This is a genomic window from Streptomyces sp. NPDC034043 (assembly GCF_055575675.1).
In genome coordinates this window covers 478225-499300 of sequence record NZ_JBVISF010000005.1, presented here as the reverse complement: position 1 = coordinate 499300, position 21076 = coordinate 478225, and the positions used below count along the sequence as shown (strand labels likewise).

The 21076-nt window shown below is 72.8% G+C and carries 21 protein-coding genes; 13 read left to right on the top strand and 8 right to left on the bottom strand.

The window, feature by feature from the left end; translation table 11 throughout:
* Positions 1-86 precede the first annotated feature (86 nt).
* The 4 genes from ACZ51S_RS16045 (at position 87) to fabF (ending at position 3680) form a co-directional block, all read left to right on the top strand.
* A complete protein-coding gene (locus ACZ51S_RS16045; RefSeq protein ID WP_468801970.1) occupies positions 87-1004 on the top strand; it encodes an ACP S-malonyltransferase in 918 nt (305 codons plus the stop codon).
* Positions 1005-1023: 19 nt separating this feature from the next.
* Positions 1024-2028: a ketoacyl-ACP synthase III gene (locus ACZ51S_RS16040; RefSeq protein ID WP_388939115.1), complete on the top strand. Its 1005-nt coding sequence runs from the start codon at positions 1024-1026 to the stop codon at positions 2026-2028.
* A 55-nt stretch (positions 2029-2083) separates the two neighbouring features.
* Positions 2084-2335, top strand: coding sequence for an acyl carrier protein (locus tag ACZ51S_RS16035; RefSeq protein WP_361604153.1), 252 nt, complete (start codon positions 2084-2086; stop codon positions 2333-2335).
* 79 nt (positions 2336-2414) lie between these two features.
* Positions 2415-3680, top strand: coding sequence for a beta-ketoacyl-ACP synthase II (fabF, locus tag ACZ51S_RS16030; RefSeq protein WP_388939114.1), 1266 nt, complete (start codon positions 2415-2417; stop codon positions 3678-3680).
* Between the two features lie 149 nt (positions 3681-3829).
* On the opposite strand, the gene ACZ51S_RS16025 is transcribed toward fabF, so the two are convergent.
* Positions 3830-4324: a DUF3145 domain-containing protein gene (locus ACZ51S_RS16025; protein WP_468961101.1), complete on the bottom strand. Its 495-nt coding sequence runs from the start codon at positions 4322-4324 to the stop codon at positions 3830-3832.
* Between the two features lie 249 nt (positions 4325-4573).
* On the opposite strand from ACZ51S_RS16025, the gene ACZ51S_RS16020 reads away from it, so the two are divergent.
* Entirely contained in the window at positions 4574-5461 is an 888-nt protein-coding gene (locus ACZ51S_RS16020; protein ID WP_468478324.1) for an SGNH/GDSL hydrolase family protein, read from the top strand.
* A 100-nt stretch (positions 5462-5561) separates the two neighbouring features.
* Here ACZ51S_RS16020 and ACZ51S_RS16015 read toward each other — a convergent pair whose 3' ends face one another.
* Positions 5562-7967, bottom strand: a complete 2406-nt coding sequence (locus tag ACZ51S_RS16015) for a beta-glucosidase (protein ID WP_468961150.1) — start codon at positions 7965-7967, stop codon at positions 5562-5564.
* Between the two features lie 239 nt (positions 7968-8206).
* Between ACZ51S_RS16015 and ACZ51S_RS16010 the strand changes: the two genes are divergently transcribed.
* From ACZ51S_RS16010 to ACZ51S_RS16000, 3 genes are all read left to right on the top strand, one after another.
* The gene (locus ACZ51S_RS16010) at positions 8207-8782 is read left to right on the top strand and encodes a TetR/AcrR family transcriptional regulator (RefSeq protein ID WP_468478323.1); all 576 of its coding nucleotides are present in this window, start codon (positions 8207-8209) and stop codon (positions 8780-8782) included.
* Between the two features lie 154 nt (positions 8783-8936).
* Positions 8937-10031 (top strand): low temperature requirement protein A, encoded by a 1095-nt coding sequence (locus ACZ51S_RS16005; protein WP_468961100.1) that lies wholly within the window; start codon positions 8937-8939, stop codon positions 10029-10031.
* 4 nt (positions 10032-10035) lie between these two features.
* Positions 10036-10749: a carbon-nitrogen hydrolase family protein gene (locus ACZ51S_RS16000; protein WP_468961098.1), complete on the top strand. Its 714-nt coding sequence runs from the start codon at positions 10036-10038 to the stop codon at positions 10747-10749.
* A 24-nt stretch (positions 10750-10773) separates the two neighbouring features.
* On the opposite strand, the gene ACZ51S_RS15995 is transcribed toward ACZ51S_RS16000, so the two are convergent.
* Entirely contained in the window at positions 10774-11112 is a 339-nt protein-coding gene (locus tag ACZ51S_RS15995; protein WP_388939136.1) for a winged helix-turn-helix transcriptional regulator, read from the bottom strand.
* A 99-nt stretch (positions 11113-11211) separates the two neighbouring features.
* Here ACZ51S_RS15995 and ACZ51S_RS15990 point away from each other — a divergent pair, with 99 nt between their 5' ends.
* On the top strand, positions 11212-12105 hold the full coding sequence (locus ACZ51S_RS15990) for an NAD(P)-dependent oxidoreductase (RefSeq protein WP_468961096.1): 894 nt from the start codon (positions 11212-11214) through the stop codon (positions 12103-12105).
* A 42-nt stretch (positions 12106-12147) separates the two neighbouring features.
* Here ACZ51S_RS15990 and ACZ51S_RS15985 read toward each other — a convergent pair whose 3' ends face one another.
* The 3 genes from ACZ51S_RS15985 to ACZ51S_RS15975 all read right to left on the bottom strand — a co-directional run bounded on the left by ACZ51S_RS15985 (position 12148) and on the right by ACZ51S_RS15975 (position 14676).
* Complete coding sequence (locus ACZ51S_RS15985; protein WP_468961094.1) at positions 12148-13086, bottom strand: EI24 domain-containing protein; 939 nt, start codon at positions 13084-13086, stop codon at positions 12148-12150.
* 76 nt (positions 13087-13162) lie between these two features.
* On the bottom strand, positions 13163-13588 hold the full coding sequence (locus tag ACZ51S_RS15980) for an organic hydroperoxide resistance protein (RefSeq protein ID WP_468171525.1): 426 nt from the start codon (positions 13586-13588) through the stop codon (positions 13163-13165).
* Positions 13589-13653: 65 nt separating this feature from the next.
* A complete protein-coding gene (locus ACZ51S_RS15975) occupies positions 13654-14676 on the bottom strand; it encodes an NADP-dependent oxidoreductase (RefSeq protein WP_468961091.1) in 1023 nt (340 codons plus the stop codon).
* A 95-nt stretch (positions 14677-14771) separates the two neighbouring features.
* Between ACZ51S_RS15975 and ACZ51S_RS15970 the strand changes: the two genes are divergently transcribed.
* On the top strand, positions 14772-15194 hold the full coding sequence (locus ACZ51S_RS15970; protein ID WP_468478319.1) for a MarR family winged helix-turn-helix transcriptional regulator: 423 nt from the start codon (positions 14772-14774) through the stop codon (positions 15192-15194).
* Positions 15195-15302: 108 nt separating this feature from the next.
* On the opposite strand, the gene ACZ51S_RS15965 is transcribed toward ACZ51S_RS15970, so the two are convergent.
* Entirely contained in the window at positions 15303-15995 is a 693-nt protein-coding gene (locus ACZ51S_RS15965; protein ID WP_468884007.1) for an SCO2400 family protein, read from the bottom strand.
* A 78-nt stretch (positions 15996-16073) separates the two neighbouring features.
* On the opposite strand from ACZ51S_RS15965, the gene ACZ51S_RS15960 reads away from it, so the two are divergent.
* Positions 16074-16652 carry a hypothetical protein gene (locus ACZ51S_RS15960; protein WP_468801977.1) on the top strand — a complete coding sequence of 193 codons (579 nt, stop codon included), beginning with the start codon at positions 16074-16076 and terminating at the stop codon, positions 16650-16652.
* 12 nt (positions 16653-16664) lie between these two features.
* Here the strand turns inward: ACZ51S_RS15960 and ACZ51S_RS15955 are convergent, their stop codons facing one another.
* The gene (locus ACZ51S_RS15955) at positions 16665-17366 is read right to left on the bottom strand and encodes an esterase/lipase family protein (RefSeq protein WP_468478316.1); all 702 of its coding nucleotides are present in this window, start codon (positions 17364-17366) and stop codon (positions 16665-16667) included.
* A 225-nt stretch (positions 17367-17591) separates the two neighbouring features.
* Between ACZ51S_RS15955 and ACZ51S_RS15950 the strand changes: the two genes are divergently transcribed.
* Positions 17592-18629: a rod shape-determining protein gene (locus ACZ51S_RS15950; RefSeq protein WP_388939099.1), complete on the top strand. Its 1038-nt coding sequence runs from the start codon at positions 17592-17594 to the stop codon at positions 18627-18629.
* Positions 18626-20236, top strand: coding sequence for a sensor histidine kinase (locus ACZ51S_RS15945; RefSeq protein ID WP_468801978.1), 1611 nt, complete (start codon positions 18626-18628; stop codon positions 20234-20236). The genes ACZ51S_RS15950 and ACZ51S_RS15945 overlap by 4 nt, the downstream gene beginning before the upstream one ends.
* The last annotated feature ends 840 nt before the right edge of the window (positions 20237-21076 follow it).

Here is a 21076-nt window from a genome sequence, read left to right as displayed (position 1 = left end):
TTTGTCGGACATCAACAATTACCCCGACCGTTCTTCGTCCCTGTCCCCACGGGCGGCGGAGACCATCCACAAGAGAGAGTGTGAGGGTGCTCGTACTCGTCGCTCCAGGCCAAGGCGCTCAGACGCCCGGCTTCCTGACTCCCTGGCTCGAACTCCCCGGCGCCGCCGAGCGCGTCGCGGGGTGGTCCGACGCCATCGGGCTCGACCTCGCCCACTACGGCACGAACGCCGACGCGGACGAGATCCGCGACACGGCGGTGGCCCAGCCGCTGCTGGTCGCGGCCGGGCTGCTGTCCGCTTCCGCCCTCGGTGCGCCGACGGCCTTCGGTGCCGTCGCGGGCCACAGCGTCGGTGAGATCACCGCCGCCGCCGTCGCCGGTGTACTGAGCGAGGGCGACGCACTGTCCTTCGTCCGTACCCGCGGTCTGGGCATGGCCGAGGCCGCCGCCGTCACCGAGACGGGCATGGCCGCGGTGCTGGGCGGCGACCGTGACGTGGTCGTCGCGCACCTGGAGAAGCTGGGCCTGACCCCGGCCAACATCAACGGCGCGGGCCAGATCGTGGCCGCCGGCACCATGGAGCAGATCGCCGCCCTGGAGGCCGACAAGCCCGAAGGCTCCATGAAGGTCGTCGCCCTCAAGGTCGCGGGCGCCTTCCACACGCACCACATGGCCCCCGCGGTCGCCACCCTGGAGAAGGCCGCCGAGGCGCTCGCTCCGGCCGACCCGACGCTGAAGTACGTTTCGAACAAGGACGGCCTCGTCGTCTCCTCGGGCGCCGACGTCGTCGCCCGTCTCGTGGGCCAGGTCGCGAACCCGGTCCGCTGGGACCTGTGCATGGAGACGTTCGCCGAACTGGGCGTCACCGGGATCATCGAGCTGTCCCCCGGCGGCACCCTGACGGGTCTGGCCAAGCGCGCGCTCAAGGGCGTGCCCAGCGTGGCGCTCAAGACGCCGGACGATCTCGACAAGGCCGCGGCGCTCGTCGCCGAGCAGACGGCCTGAGAGAAGGAGCCCACACAGCATGTCAAAGATCAAGCCGGCCAAGGGCTCCCCGTACGCCCGCATCCTCGGTGTCGGCGGTTACCGCCCGACCCGTGTGGTGCCCAACGAGGTCATCCTCGAGACGATCGACTCCTCCGACGAGTGGATCCGCTCCCGCTCCGGCATCGCGTCCCGGCACTGGGCCTCGCCCCAGGAGACCGTCGCCGCGATGTCGGTGGAGGCTTCCGGCAAGGCGCTCGCCGACGCCGGTGTCGCCCCCGAGCAGATCGGTGCGGTGATCGTCTCGACGGTCTCGCACTTCAAGCAGACCCCGGCCATCGCGACGGAGATCGCGCACCGGATCGGCGCGGGCAAGCCGGCCGCGTTCGACATCTCGGCGGGCTGCGCCGGTTTCGGCTACGGCCTCACGCTCGCCAAGGGCATGGTGGTGGAGGGTTCCGCCGAGTACGTGCTCGTCATCGGCGTGGAGCGGCTCTCGGACCTGACCGACCTGGAGGACCGCGCGACGGCCTTCCTGTTCGGCGACGGCGCCGGTGCCGTGATCGTCGGCCCCTCGGACGAGCCGGCCATCGGCCCCACGGTGTGGGGTTCGGAGGGCGACAAGTCCGAGACCATCAAGCAGACCGTGCCGTGGGACGAGTACCTCGGCAAGGACGGCGGCGAGAAGTTCCCGGCCATCACGCAGGAGGGCCAGGCGGTCTTCCGCTGGGCCGTCTTCGAGATGGCCAAGGTGGCCCAGCAGGCGCTCGACGCCGCCGGGATCACCCCGGATGACCTGGACGTCTTCATTCCGCACCAGGCCAACATGCGGATCATCGACTCGATGGTGAAGACTCTCAAGCTGCCGGAGCACGTCACGGTCGCCCGTGACGTGGAAACCACCGGCAACACGTCGGCCGCCTCGATCCCGCTCGCCATGGAGCGGCTCCTGGCGACCGGAGCGGCGAAGAGCGGCGACACCGCGCTCGTCATCGGCTTCGGGGCGGGGCTCGTCTACGCCGCGACGGTCGTTACCCTCCCCTAGGGCCCGGGATCACTTCCCGCCCTGATCCACCAGTTAGCTACAGAAGGAGCGCCACATGGCCGCCACGCAGGACGAAATCGTCGAGGGTCTCGCGGAGATCGTCAACGAGATCGCGGGCATCCCGGTCGAGGACGTCGAGATCGGCAAGTCCTTCACCGACGACCTGGACGTCGACTCGCTGTCCATGGTCGAGGTCGTCGTCGCCGCTGAAGAGCGCTTCGACGTGAAGATCCCGGACGAGGACGTCAAGAACCTCAAGACGGTCGGCGACGCCGCCGACTACATCCTGAAGCACCAGGCCGCCTGAGCCTGACGAGCGTTTGTCGCCACCTGGCGGTGGCGCCGTGACAATTCAGCACCCCCTTAGACGTGGAGAAAGAATTCCTGTGAGCCCGACCAATCGCACCGTGGTCGTCACCGGTATCGGCGCAACCACTCCGCTGGGTGGCGACAGCGCTTCGACCTGGGAAGGTCTGCTCGCCGGCCGGTCCGGCGTCTCGCCCCTGGAGGGTGAGCGCTTCGCCGAACTGCCGGTCCGGATCGCCGCCCAGGCCGCCGTGGACCCGAGCGAGGTACTGCCCCGCCCGCTGGCCCGCAAGCTCGACCGCTCGGCGCAGTTCGCCCTCATCGCGGCCCGTGAGGCCTGGGCCGACGCGGGTTACACCGCCCCGGCCGGCGAGGACGGGACCGTGGTCCCCGAGCGTCTGGGTACCGTGATCGCCTCCGGCATCGGCGGTGTCACCACCCTGCTCGACCAGTACGACGTACTGAAGGAGAAGGGTGTGCGCCGGGTCTCCCCGCACACCGTTCCCATGCTCATGCCGAACGGCCCCTCGGCCAACGTCGGCCTCGAGGTCAACGCCCGCGCCGGTGTGCACACCCCGGTCAGCGCGTGCGCGTCCGGCGCCGAGGCCATCGGCTACGCCGTGGAGATGATCCGTACCGGCCGTGCCGACGTGGTCGTCGCCGGCGGCACCGAGGCGGCGATCCACCCGCTGCCGATCGCGGCGTTCGCCAACATGATGGCGATGTCCAAGAACAACGAGAGCCCGACCACGGCCTCCCGCCCGTACGACAAGGCCCGCGACGGCTTCGTCCTCGGCGAGGGCGCCGGTGTCGTGGTCCTGGAGTCCGCCGAGCACGCCGCCCAGCGCGGCGCCCGCGTCTACTGCGAGGTGCTGGGCCAGGGCCTGTCCGCGGACAGCCACCACATCGCGCAGCCGGAGCCGACGGGCCGCGGTGTCGCGGCCGCCGTGCAGAACCTGCTCGACAACACGCAGCTGGACCCGGCCGAGCTGGTCCACGTCAACGCGCACGCCACCTCCACCCCGCAGGGTGACACGGCGGAGCTGAAGGCGCTGCGCAAGGTGCTGGGCGACGACCTCGACCACATCGCGATCTCGGCGACGAAGTCGATGACCGGTCACCTGCTGGGCGGCGCGGGCGGTATCGAGACCGTCGCGACCGTGCTGGCGCTGTACCACCGGATCGCCCCGCCGACGATCAACGTCGACGAGCTGGACGAGGACATCGACGCGGACATCGTGCGCGGCGAGCCCCGCAAGCTGCCGGTCGACGGCCCGATCTCCGCGATCAACAACTCCTTCGGCTTCGGCGGCCACAACGTCTCGCTGGCGTTCCGCACTGTTTAGTGCGCCTGAACCGGCGCCGCTCTCGCGGACGTGGTTGCTCGCCGTTCTGCTGCTCAATTGATGGTTGCGGTGTTCGTCGTCTCGAACACCGCAACCGGTACGACGAAGGCCCACCCGGACGCCGGGTGGGCCTTCGTCGTACCGGGCGGCTAGACCACCTGGTGGAGCCAGCGGACCGGGGCGCCTTCGCCGGCGTGGCGGAAGGGCTCCAGCTCGTCGTCCCAGGGCTTGCCGAGCAGTTTGGCGATCTCCGCCTCCAGGTCGGTCTCGCCGCGCGCGGACCGGGCGAGCGCGGCGCGCAGCCGGTCCTCGGGGATCAGGATGTCGCCGTGCAGACCGGTGACGGCGTGGTAGATGCCGAGCTCCGGCGTCGAGCTGTAGCGCTCGCCCTCGGCGGTCGGGCAGGGTTCGGCGGTCACCTCGAAGCGGAGCAGGTGCCAGCCGCGCAGGGCGGAGGCGAGTTTCGAGGCGGTGCCCGCCTCGGCCTGCCAGGAGAACTCGGCTCTCCAGGTACCGGGGGATGCGGGCTGCCTGATCCAGTCGAGGTTCACCCGCACCCCGAGCACACCCGCTACGGCCCATTCCACGTGCGGGCAGAGCGCACGCGGTGCGGAATGCACGTACAGGACTCCACGTGTCGTCACCTGGACCTCCAGTATGGGACGAGGTCGGGAATAAACTCCAGAAAACGGACAGTATGTGACGTGATGTAATGTAACGGAAATTATTGGACATTGCGCTACGGCACCTGCGGCCGAAACGCCACGGGAAAAAGCTACCGTGCGCCAAGGGTCATGGTGTGACGTACGGTCGCTCCAAGACCCGTAAACCCAGAGCATTCACTCAGCAGGACGCCCCTTGGAGGACCGGGGGCGACGAGGGAGGACCACCCCATGCGCTCCACCGCCGCCCGCCGTCGCGCACTCCGGTCCGCGGGCGTGGCGGTGGCCGTCCTGGCCGCGACGGTCACGGGCTGTGACTCCGGCGGTCCGCCAGCCGGTGGTGAGCGGGGGGCGCAGGCCGCGCCGCGCTGGAACACCGCGCCCGCCTCGGTCGCCGCCGTCGGGGACTCCATCACCCGCGGTTTCGACGCCTGTTCGGTGCTGGCCGACTGTCCCGAGGTCTCCTGGGCCACCGGCAGCGATCCCGCCGTCCGCTCCCTGGCCGCCCGGCTGCTGGGTGATGCCGAGGTGCCCGCGCGCAGCTGGAACTACGCGGTGACCGGCTCGCGCATGGCGGACCTTCCGGGACAGCTGGCCTTGGCGGCCCGGCACAAGCCCGGCCTGGTCACGGTCATGGTCGGGTCGAACGACGCCTGCCGGCCCACCGCTTCGTCGATGACCCCCGTGGCGGAGTTCCGCGCCGGTTTCGAGCGCGCCCTGAAGGAGCTGCGGAGCGCGTCGCCCGACTCGCAGGTGTACGTGTCCTCCGTGCCGGACCTCCAGCGGCTGTGGGAGCAGGGCAAGGACATCCCGGTCGTGCGGCAGGTCTGGAAGCTGGGGATCTGTCAGTCCATGCTGGCCGACCCGCTGTCGGCCGAGGCGGTGGCGACCGCCCGCCGGGAGAAGGTGCGGGCGCGGGTGGTCGAGTACAACGAGGTGCTGCGCGAGGTGTGCGCGACGGACGCGCTGTGCCGCTACGACGGCGGCGCCGTCTTCCAGTACCCCTTCGGAGCGGACCAGCTGAGCCGCTGGGACTGGTTCCACCCGGGCCGGGACGGGCAGGCGCGGCTCGCGGAACTCGCGCACCGACAGGTGACGGCGGCGGCGCCGCCACGTTGACGCGTACCGGGTCCGAGGCGGTCCCAGGGGCCGCCCCCGGCCCGGTGCACGGGTCTTTTCCAGCCAATTCCGCACTACGGCGTGTCGCGCCGCCCCGCCGTCACGGGCGGAGGGTCGCCGTCAGCCGGGTGTCGGCGTGCGAGCGGCCCGCGCGGACCTCGTGGGCGCCGCCGGGCCGCCGCCAGCCGTGCGCGTCCTCGTCCCAGACCTCGAAGGCGCGGGCGGGCAGCTCGATCTCCGCCTCGACGCTCTCGCCGGGGCCGGCCTCCACGCCCGCGAAGCCGGCCAGCCGGCTCGGCGGGTGCCCGTCCCGGCCGGCGAGGGGCGCCAGGTAGACCTGGACCACCTCGCGGCCCCGCCGGGTCCCGGTGTTGGTGAGGCGGACCCGGACCCGGTCCGCGGTCGCCTCCAGGGACTCGTACGCCCAGTCCGTGTAGCCGAGGCCGTGCCCGAAGGGGTAGGCGGGCTTCACCCCCAGGGCCTCGTAGGCCCGGTAGCCGATGAGCAGCCCCTCGCGGTACTCCAGCCGCCCGTCGGCGGGGACGACCTCGGTGACGGGCGCGTCGGCGAGGGTGGCGGGCCAGGTGGTGGGCAGCCGCCCGCCGGGCTCGGTCCGCCCGAGGAGTACGTCGGCCAGCGCGGCCCCGCCCTCCTGCCCGGGGAACCAGGTCAGCAGCACGGCGGCGACGTCCTCGCGCCAGGGCAGCTCGACGGGGGAGCCCGCGTTGACCACGACCACGGTGTTCGGGTTGACGGCGGCGACGGCCCGCACCAGGTCGTCCTGGCGGCCGGGCAGGGCGAGGTCCGCGCGGTCGAAGCCCTCGGACTCCACCCGCTCGGTGGTGGCGACGACCACGACGGCCGTGCCGGCGGCGCGCGCGGCCTCCACCGCTTCGGCGATCAGTTCGTCGGCGTCGCGCCGCGGCCCGAGGTGGAGCAGCGAGAACATCACCGCCCGCAGCGGCAGCGCGCTCGTGTCGGGGACCCGGTAGGTCAGGGACACCTCGACCGGTTCGCCCTCGGTGAGGACGGCCCGGGCGCGCTCGGCGGGCGCTCCGAAGAAGGCCTCGAAGGGGTCGGTCTCGTCGCCCGTCTCCTGGACGCCCTCCCAGAGGGTGCGGCCGGCGACGGCGAGGGTGAAGGCGCCGAGTCCGCGGGTGCCGAAGGCGTGCTCGCCGCTCTCGCGCGGCAGGTAGGTACCGGTGACCTCGATGGTGGCCATCGCCTCGTAGGAGGCCCCCTGGGGCAGGTCGTCGCCGATCCACTGGACCTGCCCGCTCGGCAGGGTGCCCTCGCCGATGACGGCCCCGGAGGCGTCCCGGCAGACGGCGCGCAGCGCGAAGCCCTGCCCGGCGGGGGCGAGTTCGTCGCTCGGGTCGGCGCCGACGGCGTAGGTGAGGGCGCCTTCGGGCAGCGCGGCGGTGAGCCCGTCGAGCGGGGACACCACCCGCTCGGGGAAGACGGTCGCGGATCCGCCGCCGAGGACGCGGGCGTCACGGGCGGCGGCGCCGATCAGGGCGACGGTGTGGCCGGGGCCGGCGTCCAGCGGCAGGGCGCCGGCTTCGTTGCGTACGAGGACGGCCCCGCGGGCGGCCAGCTCGCGGGCCAGCGCCTGCCCGTCGAGCGGGGCGGGCGGTTCGGCGACGGCGGCGGGGGCGTCCTCCAGGAGGCCCACGCGGGCGGCGAGGCGCAGGACGTTGCGCACGGCCCCGTCGACGGCGGCCTCCGGGACCTCCCCGGAGCGGACGGCCTCGGCGAGGGCGGGCCCGTAGACGGTCCGCGGGCCGGGCATGGCGACGTCGAGGCCGCCGAGGAGGCACCCGGCAGTGGAACGGGCGGCCGTCCAGTCGGAGACGTTGCAGCCGTCGAAGCCCCACTCGGCGCGCAGGACCTCGTTCACCAGCTGCCGGTGCTCGGTCATGGTGGTGCCGTTGACGCGGTTGTAGGCGGTCATGACGGCCCAGGGGCGGGCGTTCCCGACGATGGCCTCGAAGGGTGCGAGGTAGGCCTCGCGCAGCGGGCGCGCGGCGATGACGTTGTCGACGGTGAAGCGCTCGGTCTCGGCGTCGTTGCCGACGAAGTGCTTGACGGTGGCGGCGACCCCGCCGTCCTGGACGCCGCTGACGTAGCCGCTGCCGATGGCGCCGGTGAGGTACGGGTCCTCGGAGTAGCACTCGAAGTGGCGGCCGCCCAGCGGGGAGCGGTGCAGGTTGACGGTGGGCGCGAGGAGGACGTGCACGCCCTTGCGGCGGGCCTCCTGGGCGAGGAGCCGGCCGGCGCGGCGGGCGAGGGCGGGGTCCCAGGCGGCGGCGAGGGCGGTCGGGGAGGGCAGCGCGACCGAGGGATCGTCGGCGGTCCAGCGCACGCCCCTGACCCCGACGGGGCCGTCGGACATGACCAGGGACCCGAGTCCGATCCCGGGGAGGGCGGGCAGGGACCACATGTCCTGTCCGGCCAGCAGGCGGGCCTTGGTGTCGAGGTCGAGCTTGCCCAGCGCGGCCTCCACGGCGTCCTCGCGGGCCCGGTCGTCGCGGTCCTCGCGGGGCTCGCGGTCCTCGTGCTGCTCGCGTAGCTGATCGGCGTCGGTCACGGCCGTGCCTCCTCGTCGATGTGCGTGCGGGTGCGGTGCGGATGGCCCCCATCGTGGACCCGTTGCCTGTAGGACGGTAGGTCTCGTAATCTTTTCGTGATGTCATCATGCCGTACGGTCCTGCTGGCAGGTGTGAGCGGAAGGAGCGCCGGGCGATGGCCAGAGCGAAGAGCGAAGAGCGGCGCGGCGAGATCGTCCGCGCGGCGGTCGAGGTGATCGCCGAGCGCGGCTACCGGGGCGCGTCCCTGGGGTCCGTCGCCGAACGCGTGGGCCTGACCCAGCAGGGGCTGCTGCACTACTTCCCCACCAAGGAGGCCCTGCTGGTCGCGGTCCTGGAGGAGCGCGACCGCTGGGACACCGGCGGCGGCTCCCGCGCGGCCGCCGACGCCTGGCGCCTGGACCTGCTGGAGTCGCTGGTGGAGTACAACGCCATGCGTCCCGGCATCGTGCAGACCTTCTCGGCGCTGCTCGGCGAGAGCGTCACCGACGGCCATCCGGCCCGCGAGTTCTTCACCGACCGGTACGCGCAGGTGCGGGCTGAGATGGCCACGCTGCTGCGCGCTGAGTTCGGTGCGCGCCTCCCCTCCGGCCTCACCCCGGAGGAGGCCGCTCCGCTGCTCACGGCGGTGATGGACGGCCTCCAGTACCAGTGGCTGCTCGCCCCGGAATCGGTGGACATGCCCGCCGCGTTCCGCTCCTTCCTCACCCTGCTGAGGGGTCCGGGCGCATAGCCGCCCCGTCCTGCCGGGCATCCCCTCCCCGAACTCCGAGCGGGGGGACACGAAATGGAGTCGCTGGATCCGGACGTCGCGGCCCGCGGGACGAGGCCTGGGGCAGGAGAGACCGGAGAAGAAGGTCGCCTGGTCGGAGCTGTTCTTCGACCTGGTGCTGGTCTTCGCCGTCACCCAGGTCTCCGCCCTGCTGCACCACGACCACGGGTGGGCCGGTACCGGCCGCGCCCTGATCGTCTTCGTGCCCGTCTACTGGGTGTGGGTGGGCAACACCGTCCACGCCAACACCCATGACGCGGTCCGGCCGCTGAACCGGATCGCCCTCTTCACGGCCGGGCTGTGCGGCCTGCTGATGGCCCTGGCCCTGCCGGAGGCCTTCGGGGACCGCGGGCTCCTCCTCGCCGGCGCCTACTTCTGCGCACGCCTGGTGCTCGCCGTGCTCGCGCACGGCCGCAGCCGCCGCCTCAGGCCCACCCCGGTCACCCTGTCGGTGCTGATCAGCGGACCGCTGCTGCTGGCCAGCGCCTTCCTCGACGGCGGACTCCGCGTCGCGCTGTGGGCCCTGGCCGCCGCCGTGGACCTGGCCGCGCCCCGGCTGACACGCTCCAGCATGGTCCGGCTGAACCTCGACTCGGGCCACCTCGCCGAGCGGTTCGGCCTGTTCGTGATGATCGCGCTGGGCGAGTCGATCGTCGCGGTCGGCGCCCCGGTCGCCGCCGCCCCCGAGCTGGGCACCGGCTCCCTGGCAGCCGTCGCCGTGGCCTTCGTCCTCGTCTGCGGTCTGTGGTGGGTGTACTTCCACCTCGCCGCCGGAGCCGTCCGGCACGGGCTGGAGACCGCGGCCGTACGGGCGGACGTGGCCCGGCAGGTCCTCTCGTACGGGCACCTCTCGCTGATCGCCTCGGTCATCGCGGTGGCCGTCGGCATGGCCGAGGCCGTCGCCCATCCCGGGACGCGGCTCCCGCTCGGCGTCGCCGCCCTCCTCCACGGCGGCTGCGCCCTCTTCCTCGCCACCTTCGGCTACACCCGCTGGTACCTGTTCCGCTCCTGGTCCGTGACCCGGCTGGCGGCCGCCGCGGCCGTCCTGGCCCTGCTGCCGGTGGCCGTGCTGCTGCCCTCCCTCGGGGCGCTCGCCCTGCTGACCGCCGTGGTCACCGCCCTGAACCTGGTGGAGCTGGGCCTGGTGCGCCGCCGGGACCGGCTCCCCGGCGGCCGGAGCCGGGAGGCGGCCGAGGGGCTGGCATCCTGAGCCCATGAAGATCGCCGCCGCCCAGCTGACCTGCGTCCCCGCCGACGTCACCGCCAACGCCGCGGCCGCCGCCGCCCTCGCCGTCCGGGCGCGCGGACAGGGCGCGGAGCTGGTGGTGTTCCCGGAGTTCACGCTCACCGGGTACGAGCTGGAGGCCCTCGCCGACGACCCCGGCCTGTGGCTGGCCGACGCCGAGGACCCCCGCCTGGACGGGCTGCGCTCCACCGGCACGGCGGTGGCCGTCAACGTCGCCCTGCGCACCGGCGGGCCGCTGCCCGCCATCGCGACGCTGGTGTACGACGCGGACGGCGCGCACGTGACGACGTACGCCAAGCAGCACCTCTACCAGCACGAACGGGGCGCCTTCGCCGCGGGCACCGCCGACGGCCGCTTCGAACTCGGCGGCATCCGCTTCTCCCTGGGCGTCTGCTTCGACAACCACTTCCCGGAGCTGACCGGCCGGGCCGCCGCCGACGGCTGCGCGGTGCACCTGGCGAGCTCCCTGTACGGCACGGGCGACGGGATCGCCGAGCGGGCGAGCGTGTACCCCGGGATCGCGAGGGAGCACGGCCTGTACGTGGTCCTCGCCAACCACGTCGGCCCGGCGGGTCCCTGGACGGGCTGCGGCGGCGCGGCGGTATGGGCCCCGGACGGCGCCCTGCTGGCCGAGGCCGGCGACCGCGGCCCGGACGTGGTCACGGTCGAGGTCCCCGCCTGACGGCCGGCCGCCCGGCGGTCTCCCTCAGGCGGAGTCCGGGAGGAGGTGCTTGGCGCCCCACTCCCCCAGGGCCTCCAGGGCCCCGTTCAGCTCCTCGCCGAGCGGGGTCAGGGAGTACTCGACGCGCGGCGGGACCTCGTCGTACACCTCCCTGCGGACGATGCCGTCGGTCTCCAGCTCGCGCAGCTGCGCCGCGAGCACCTTCTCCGACACCCCCGGGACGAGCCGCCTCAGCTCGCCGAAGCGGCGCCGCGGGCAACGCTCCAGCTCCCACAGGAGCGAGACCTTCCACTTGCCCTCGATCACCGACATCGCCGCGGCGATCCCGCAGTGGTCCGCCCCGGGCCGTCCTGTAACCGCCATCACGTACTCCCCTCCCCACCTGCTCGCTCACCTCGGGGTAACCACCCACTCCGAAGTGCGTACTTGAGCGCGTCACCGCCTGCCACCAGGCTAAACGGCATGACCGACACACACGTGACGAAGCGTCCGCTCACCCTGCTCGGACTCGGCGACATGGGCACCGCCCTCGCCCGCACCTGGCTCGCCGCCGGGCACCCGCTGACCGTCTGGAACCGCACCGCCGCCAAGGCCGCCGCCCTGGCCCCCGAGGGCGCGGCAGTCGCCGGGAGCCCGGCCGCGGCCGTCGCCGCGAACACCCTCATCGTGCTCTGCCTGCTGGACGACGCCAGCATCGAATCCACCCTGGACGGCGTCGACCTGGCCGGCAAGGACCTGGTCAACCTCACCACCGGCACCCCCGCCGAGGGCCGGGCGCGGGCCGCCTGGGCCCAGGAGCGCGGCGCCCGCTTCGTGGACGCCGGGATCATGGCGACGCCGGACATGATCGGCGCCCCCGGTTCCGGTGGGTACGTCCTCTACAGCGGCTCCCGCGCCCTCTTCGACACCCACCGGGCCGCCCTGGAGGTCCCGGCCGTCGCCCGCTTCGTCGGCGAGGACCCGGGCCACGCGGCGCTGCACGACGTGGCGCTGCTCAGCGCGATGTACGGCATGTTCGCGGGGATCTCGCACGCCTACGCGCTGATCGAGGGCGAGGACATCGCCCCCGAGGACCTGGCGCCGCTGCTGTCCGAGTGGCTGGGCGCGATGGGCTTCTTCGTCGGCAACGCCGCCGAGCGGCTGACCTCGCGGGACTTCACCAGCGGGGTGGTGTCCGGGCTGGCCATGCAGGTCGCCGCCAGCGGGACGCTGCTGCGCACCGCCGCCGACCAGGGAGTCAGCGCCGAGCTGATCAGCCCGTACCTGGACCTGATGCGCGAGCGCCTGGATGCCGACCCGGCGGCCCACGGCAGCGAGGACACCGTCGCGGCGCTCACCCTGCTGCGGCGGCGGTAGCCACGCCTCGGGCCGGCGGCAACGCGCGGGGTCCGGGCCCGGTCAGCCCTGGGCGTAGGGGTTCGGGGTCTGGCCGTAGGGGTTCGGAGCCCCGCCGGGGGACTGGCCCGGACCCTGGCTGTAGGGCCCCGGGCCGTACGGACCCTGGCCGTGGGACTGGCCGTACGGGCCCTGCGCCCCCGGGCCCGTGCCGGGCCCCGGTTCGCGCTCGCCCTCCCCCCCGCCCTCGGGGGAATCGGCGGAGTCGGCGCCCACCAGCTCCCGCGCCATCAGGGTCGCCCCCGCCACCGCGCCCGGCATCAGGAAGACCGCGACGAACGGGATCAGGAACGCCAGCACCAGCGGCACGCCGAAGCCCAGGGCCTGCGCCCGCCGCCCGCGCAGCAGGACCAGCTGCTCGGCCAGGTCCACCCGGCGCCGCTGGAGGGCGACGGAGGTGAGCTCCTGGGTGAGGAAGAAGCCGGAGACGCAGAACCCGATCACCGGCACCACGGTCTGCCCGATGACGGGGATGAACCCGAGGGCGAAGAGCAGGATCCCGTACAGCACCACCCGTACCAGCAGCCGCACGCTGTCCCGGGCGGAGATCCACAGGTCCTCCCAGAACGAGCGCCCCGATTCGGGGACCTCCCCGCCCTCGGTCCGGTCGACCTGCTCGGAGAGGGACTCGTAGAAGGGCTGCCCGACCAGCAGGGTCACGGCGGTGAAGGTGATCACCGAGAGGAAGAGCCCGAGGGAGAGGGTCAAGGCGGTCAGGAAGCCGCGGAACAGGCCCAGCCAGGGCGAGGACCAGTCCGAGGCGAAGGGCGTGGCCCACTCGACGAAGTCGTCGGCGCCGTAGAGGAGGCCGGCGAGCGCGGCCGCGTACAGCGCCAGCGCGACGAGGCCCGGCAGCAGGCCGAAGCCCAGCCAGCGGCCGTTCCGGAACACCCATCTCTGTCCGGCCAGCAAGTACCGGAAACCCCCCGCAAGATCACGCATGGGGCCAGTTTATGGGGCCGGGTACGGCGAAGGCCGCACCCTGGGGGGTACGGCCTTCACCAGGCGTGCGACGCGGTCAGGCGACGTTCAGCTCGACCGTGATGTTGCCGCGGGTGGCCTTGGAGTACGGGCAGATCTGGTCGGCCTTCTCGACCAGGTCCTTGGCGGTCGCGGCGTCCACGGTCGGGATCGAGGCCGTGAGCTTGACGATGATGCCGAAGCCGTCGTCGTTCTTGCCGATGCCGACCTCGGCGGTCACGGTGGAGCCGGTGACGTCGAGGTTCTCGTTGCGCGCGGCGACGCTGAGGGCACCCTGGAAGCAGGCGCTGTAGCCGGCGGCGAACAGCTGCTCCGGGTTGGTGCCGGCGCCGCTGCCGCCGAGCTCCTTCGGCGGGTTCACGACGACGTCGAGCTGGCCGTCGTTGGTGGCGACGCGGCCGTCACGGCCGTTCTCGGCGGTGGCGACGGCCGTGTACGCGACGTCGGTCTGCGTGATGGACATGAAGAACTTCCTCCAGATGAATCGCCGCGATGCGCGCCCACGATCGCGACGGTCGTGGAGTGAGCCTAACCGGTGAAAGAAACGATCATCTTGCCGGTGTTCTCTCCGCGCAGCATTCCGAGGAAGGCGTCGGTGGCGTTCTCGACGCCCTCGACGACCGTCTCGTCGTAACGGAGCTCCCCGGAGGCCAGCCAGCCGGCCACGTCCTTGACGAACTGCTGCTGCAGTCCGTAGTGGTCGCCGACGAGGATGCCCTGGAGGCGCAGCCGCTTGCCGATGACCATCATGAGGTTGCGCGGGCCGGGGGCGGCCTCGGTGTCGTTGTAGCCCGCGATGGCGCCGCAGAGGGTGGCGCGGCCGTGGACGTTCATGCTGGTCACGGCAGCCTCGAGGTGGTCGCCGCCGACGTTGTCGAAGTAGACGTCGATGCCGTCGGGGGCGGCCGCGGGCAGCTGCTCGGCGACGGGGGCGTTCTTGTAGTTGAAGGCGGCGTCGAAGCCGTACTTCTGCGTGAGCAGCGTCACCTTCTCGTCCGAGCCGGCGGAGCCGATCACCCGGGAGGCGCCCTTGATCCGCGCGAACTGGCCGACGAGGCTGCCGACCGCGCCCGCCGCGCCGGAGACGAAGACGGAGTCGCCCTCCTTGAAGGAGGCGACCTCGAAGAGGCCCGCGTAGGCGGTCAGGCCCGGCATGCCGAGGACGCCGAGGTAGGCGGAGAGCGGGGCGAGGGAGGCGTCGACCTTGACGGCCTGCCCGGAGTCCACCTCGGCGTACTCGCGCCAGCCCAGCATGTGCAGGACGTGGTCGCCGGCCTGGAAGCCCTCGGCGTTGGAGGCGACGACCTCGCCGACGGCGCCGCCCTGCATCGGCTCGTCGAGCCGGAAGGGCGCGATGTAGGACTTCGTGTCGTTCATCCGGCCGCGCATGTAGGGGTCCACGGACATGTGCAGGTTGCGGACCAGGATCCGGCCGGGGGCGGGCTCGGCGGAGACGGGCACCTCGCGCAGGGCGAAGTCCTCGGCCACGGGCCAGCCCTGCGGGCGGCGGACGAGGTGCCACTCACGGCTGACGGCGGGGATCTGAGACATGAGGGACTCCAGGGGAACGAAGTTTTACTTCAGAACGTGAAACAACCATGCGCCTGGATATTTCACGTTGTCAAGTAAACCGGTACGCTGGAGCCATGCCCAGTCGTCGCGCAGACCCAGTGACCGTCGAGGTCGTCGAGCTCATCGGCGATGTCGTGGCCCGCTATCACATGGAGTACGAGGAGGCGGCCGCCCGCCACCAGCTCACCGGCGCTCAGGCCAAGGTGCTGAACTTGCTCGCGATGGAGCCGCTGCCCATGCGGCACATCGCGCAGAAGCTGCGCTGCGAGCCCTCGAACGTGACCGGCATCATCGACCGGCTGGAGACCCGTGGCCTGGTCGAACGCCGCCCGGACCCGGCCGACCGCCGGGTGAAGCTGGCCGCGCCCACCGAGGAGGGCGCCGCGACCGCCGAGCGGCTGCGCGAGTCGCTGGACTTCGCGCGCGAGCCGCTGGCCGGGCTCTCGGCGGAGGAGCGCACGGCGTTGCGGGACCTGCTCAGGCGGATGCTGGGCTGAGCGGCGCGGGGATGCCGTACGGACCGGATACGCCGCACCGGCCGGGGGGGCCGCACGGATCGGAGCTGCCCTGCACACCGGACGTGCCGTACCGGCCGTGAGGCCCGGTCAGCAGAAGATCCAGAACACGCAGGTCTCGGTCGGCTTCGGCTTCGGCTTGCCCGTCGTGCTCGTCGGGCTCGGCCGGGTGGGCTGCGCCGTGCCGGTGGGGCCCGGCGCGGGCTGTCCCGGCTGTGTCGGTTTTACGGATGCCCCGCTGCTGGAACCTTTCTGCGAGGGCGTCGCCTCCGAGGCGGAGGCGCTCGCGCTCCCCGACGGCTGCGCCGAGGCGCTCGGGCTGCCGCTGGGCCGGGCCGCCTTCGCCGCCCCGCCGGAGCCCTTCGGCAGGACCGAGGGCACGGCCGGTCCCTCCCCGCTGGGCAGCGGGTCCGGCTGCTTCGGCCCGTCGTCGGTCAGCACCACCTTGTCCGCCCGGTCGGCGCCCTCGTCGTCGGCCACGATCCGGGCCACGGCGATCGAGCCCCCGGTCGCCAGCACCAGACCCAGCCCGAGCGCGAGCACGCCCCGGCCCCGTCTGCGGCGGGTGGCGGCGCGCTTGCGGGTGCCGGCGCGGCCCTCGTGGGGGCCCGACAGCACGACGAGCGAATCGGCGAACACCTCGGCCAGCGCGGGCTGCGGCTCGGGGCCCGGGGACGGCGCGCTCGGCGCGGCGACCACCAGGTGCTCGGCCGGGGTTCCGCACCCGGCGCAGGCGAGCGCGCCGTTGAGGTGCCTCTGACAGGCGGGGCAGAAGTAGTTCATGGCGACCGCAGGCTATGCGGTCCCCGGCAACATAAGCATTCCGGGAACGTAAGGATCCTGTGTGGAATCGTTACTTCCATGACAGCGACCCCGACTCCCGGGCGTCCGGGAGCCTTCGGGCCGGCCGCCTTCCAGCTGGTGCTGCTGCGCAGGATGGCGGACTTCCAGCCCGGCCTGGCCGAGGAGGCCCGGCTGCGCCTCGGCGCCACCCTCGCGGAGCAGCGGGAGGCCAACCGGCGCTGGCAGGCGATGGTCCGCTCCCCCAGGTCCCGCGGGGCCCTGGCGCGTTACCGGTCGGTGCTCGGCCCGCCGGAGTCCGTGGAGCGGCGCACCATCGGGGACCTGGGGTGCGAGGCCCTGCTGTGGCCGGTGCCGCTGTGGCCGGAGCTGCGGTTCGAGGTGCTGGCCGCGCCGGACGGGGCGGTGTGGAACGAGTGGCTGGTCCGGGCCCCGGGCGCACGGGGACCCGTACTGGAGACGGCCGGTGACCTGCGGCCCTGGTCGGCGACGGTGGACGAGGTGGCGCGGGCCTTCGCGCCGGCGCGGCCGATGGAGGGCACGGCGCCGACGCGCTGGCGGCTCGCGTTCACCGCGTCGGACCGGCCGCTGGTGGCGGAGTTCACGTACGGGCTGCTCCAGCGGGTGCAGGAGGGGTAGGGCCGCCTCCGGTCAGCCCCGCAGGAAGGCGCGGACTCCGGCCGAGGTGGTGTCGTCACCGAGCAGGTCGTTGTGCTTCAGGCAGCCGACCGGCGTGTTGAGGGCCCCGGCGAGCGGGACGCTGCCGTCGGGGTTGACCACCTCGTCGCACTCCGACCAGAAGGTGGCGTACCTGACCGCGCCCGGGGTCTCGTCACCGGCGGCGAGGTTCTTCGTCACGTACGAGCCCGGGGTCATGTCGCGGCAGGCCTGGTCCCACAGGGCGCAGGCCCAGGCGGTGGACGTGCCGTGGTTGGGGCCCGCCAGGGAGACCCAGTGGTCCACGGCCGCGTCGCCGCCGCCGTACTTGACGTACCAGCGGCTGACGAGTGAGCCGAAGGAGTGCCCCACGAGGTCCACGCGGGCGGCGCCGGTCTGCCGGCGGACCTGGTCGACGTAGGCGGCGAGGCGTCCGGAGAGCACTTCGTTGACGGACTGGTGGGTGTCGTAGCCGAAGGAGAAGAGCTCCGAATCGGCGTACCCGTCGGCCCTGAGGTCCTCGCGCAGGGACCCCCAGACCCCCGGGTCGGCGTTGTAGCCGTGCACGAAGACCACCGGATTGCGGGCGGCGGCGTCCTCGGCCGCCCGGGGGACGGCGGCCTGGGCCGGAAGGGGTGCCAGGAGGGCCAGGCAGAGGGTCAGGAGCGCCAGGAGTCTCTGGCGGGGCGTCAGCATCGGGTCCCCTTTACCTTGTTACGCACGGGTAGCGCGGATGGTGCGCGCATGCTGCTGCCTGTCGGTACAGAAATCCACCCCCGTGCAGCACCCCTCACCCGTACGCCATGACCCCACCCGGACCAGCCCAGCGGGCGGTATGACCCCTTTATCCGAGAAGATGTGAAATGCGATCGGCGGTTGCCGGTCTCTCATCCTTCGTCCGCGCTCTCGGGAGGATCTGCCGTGACCGTCAGTCTTGAGCAGTTGCGCCGCTGCCACGTCGCCGTCGACCTGGGAGCCGCGAGGACCCGCGTCTACGTCAAGGGACCGGGGCTGGTCGTCGACGAGCCCAGCGTCGCCGCCGTCAACACCCGCACCGGCGCCCTCATCGCCGTCGGCACCTTCGCCGAGCGGATGACCGGCCGCACACCCGACTACATCCGCGTCGTGCGCCCCGTCTCCGGAGGCACCGTCGTCGACATCGAGATGGCCCAGCGGATGCTGCGTCACCTCCTCGGCGAGAAACTGCGCCGCGCCCTGCGCCGCAAGCCCCGACTGCGCGCCGCCTGCTGCACCCCGCACGACGCCGATCCGCTCGCCCAGCGGGCGGCCGTGGAGACCATGGTCGGACTCGGCGCCCGGCGCGTCGAACTCGTCGACACCCTGATCGCGGCCGCCGTCGGCTGCGGCCTGCCCGTGGAACAGCCGACCGCGACCATGATCATGGTGTGCGGTGCGGCGGCCACCCAGATCGCGGTGCTCTCCCTCGGCTCGATCGTCACCGCCCAGCGGATCCCCGTCGGCGGCGAGGCCATCGACCACGCGGTGGTCCAGCACCTGCGCCACGCCCACGAACTGATGCTGCCGAGCCAGGCCGTACGCCCCCTCCAGCTGGCCCTGCACGGCAACGGCATCACCCCCGACGGCCCGGCCTCCACCCTGATCCACGGCCGGGACGTCGCCACCGGACTCGCCCGCTCCGTCCACGTGGACACCGCCGCCGTGCGGGACGCCATCCACACCCCGCTGACGGCCGTCCTCGACGGCATCGGCAAGGTGCTGCGGGACTGCCCGCCCGACCTGGTCGCGGACCTGACGGACCGGGGGATCATGATGGTGGGCGGCAGCGCCCTGCTGCCGGGCCTGGACCAGATGCTGCGGGACTCCACCGGAATGCCCGTGGCCATCGCCGAACGGCCCGACGTGTGCGCCGTGCTGGGACTCGGCGCGATGCTGGAAGGAAAAATCGCCCCCATGGTCCTCAACCCGCTGGCCGGATGACCCTGGACGGACCCGCCGGCGCCGCCGGGACCGGCGGGGCCGGTGTGCCGTCGAGCCTCCCGGCGCTGCTGGAGGCGGTCCTCAGCGTCGGCTCCGAACTGGAGCTGCACACCACCCTCCAGCACGTCGTGGACTCCGCCACCGACCTGTGCGGGGCGCGGTACGGAGCGCTCGGGGTCGTCGACCCCGAGCGCGTCCGGCTGACCCAGCTGTTCACCTCCGGCATGACCGACGCCGAACGCGCCGCGATCCCCCGGCTGCCCGACGGCCGCACCGGCGTACTCGGCGCGCTGATCACCGACCCCCGGCCCCTGCTGCTGGACGACCTGACGAGGGACCCCCGAGCGGCGGGCTTCCCGCCCGGCCACCCGCCCATGCGCAGCTTCCTGGGCGTGCCGATCCGGGTGCACACCGAGGTCTTCGGCAACCTCTACCTCACCGAGAAGCGCGGCGGCGGCCCCTTCACGGACGAGGACCTCGCGCTGATGCGCGTCCTGGCCTCGCAGGCCGGCATAGCGATCGGCAACGCCCGGCTGTACGAGACCGCGCGCCGGCGCGAACGCTGGATCGAGGGCGCGGCCGCCGTCACCACCACCCTGCTGGCGGGACGCCCGGCGGCGGACGCCCTGATGTGCGTGGCCGAACGCGCCCGGCTGCTGGCGGACGCGGCGGCCGGTGTGGTGCTCCAGCCGACGCCGGAGGGCGGCATGGAGATCGTGGCCGCCTCGACGCACGGGGACCCCGGCGACCTGGTCGGCACCGCCATCGCCCCCGGTTCGCCCGTACTGGAGCAACTCCTCGGCGGTGAGCCCGTCTTCATAGAGGACTCCGCGACCGATCCCCGGATGACCACCCACGTACGCGAGCGCTTCGGGCCGAGCATGATGCTGCCGCTGCAGAGCGGCGGGCAGCTGATCGGGACCCTGGCCCTGCCCAGGGCCCGGGGCGGGCAGCCGTACGACGCGGTGGACCGGCTGCTGGCCTCGCAGTTCGCCTCGCAGGCCGCACTGGCCCTGGTCCTGGCGGACGCGCAGCACGACCGGGAGCAGCTGGCCGTGTACGAGGACCGCGACCGGATCGCGCGCGACCTGCACGACCTGGTGGTGCAGCGGCTGTTCGCCACGGAGATGATGCTGGAGAGCACGCGGCGGCGGTCGGCCAACGCGGCGACGGGCGAAGAGGGGGGAGACGGAGAGGGCGGCGACGAAGTCGGCGAGGAGCTGGGCCGCGCCGTGGACGAGCTGGACTCCACCATCCAGGAGGTCCGCACGGCCATCTTCGCCCTCCAGCAACCCCCGACCGACGCCCCGACGACGTTCCGGGGGCGAGTGCTGCGCGAAACGGGCGGAGCCGCCGTACTGCTGGGGTTCCAGCCGTCGGTGCACTTCGCGGGACCGGTGGACGCCCTCCTCCCGGACCCGGTGACGTCCGCGCTCCTGTCGACCCTGCGCGGCGCCCTGGCGGCGGCACACCGGCGCAGCGAGGTCACGTCGATCGAGGTCGAGATCGACGCGACCCCGTCCCGAGTCCGCCTGACGGTCTCCGACGACGGCCGCACGGAAGCGGGCACGCGGGGCACGACGGTGGTGTGGGAGGCGGGACTGTAGGGAGATCCCCTCGGGCGGTCTCAGGGCCGGTTCGGGGGTTTCCCGTCAGTCCCATCGTCCTTCCGGTTCGTGCCGGTCCCTCAAGGGCGCTCACTTCGTTCGCGTCGCTACGCGATGGCCTTCGGCCACCCTTGACCGACCGACCCGCCCAGGAAAGCCGAAAGACTGCCGGGAACCCCCAAAAGAACGGTCACGGGGCAGGAAGGCGAGGGACGGGCCCCTCAGCGACGAGACGAGGGGCCAGGCGTCGGCTTGCTGGGCATCCGGGCCCTCAGAGACCGTCGGCGGTCCACCCTCGCGCGTCAGATCGCTACACCCTCCTCACGGCATAGCGTCGGGCGACCGTCCGGGGCCGATACCCGCACCAAATGACGATCAGGGCCGCATCCGGGGCCCGTGGGCGCGTCAGATCGCTACGCGCTTCCGCCCGGGAGGCGTCTGCGGCCCGCCTGTGGTGTGTGGCCCACCAGCGAGGCCGATAGTCCCTTTTGGCCACTCTTGATGGGCGTGGGTGAGGCGTAAAGGGTCTCTGTCGGAGTCTGCCGTTGAAGAAGGCGTCCCCAGGCTCCGACAGACCATTGAGAGACCCGTGAGAGGCCCGCGAGGGTGCCCTGATGGTCATGTGGTGCGGGTATCAGCCCATGGCGACCGCCGGACGCCAAGCCGGGAGGAGCGCGTAGCGATCTGACGCGCCCACCGCTCCCGAAAGGGCCCCTGATCGACATTTCGAGCGGGTATCAGCCCATGACGACCGCCGGACGCCAAGCCGGGAGGAGCGCGTAGCGATCTGACGCGCGGGGGTGGACCGCCGAGGGTCTTCGGGGGCCCGGATGCCCGACG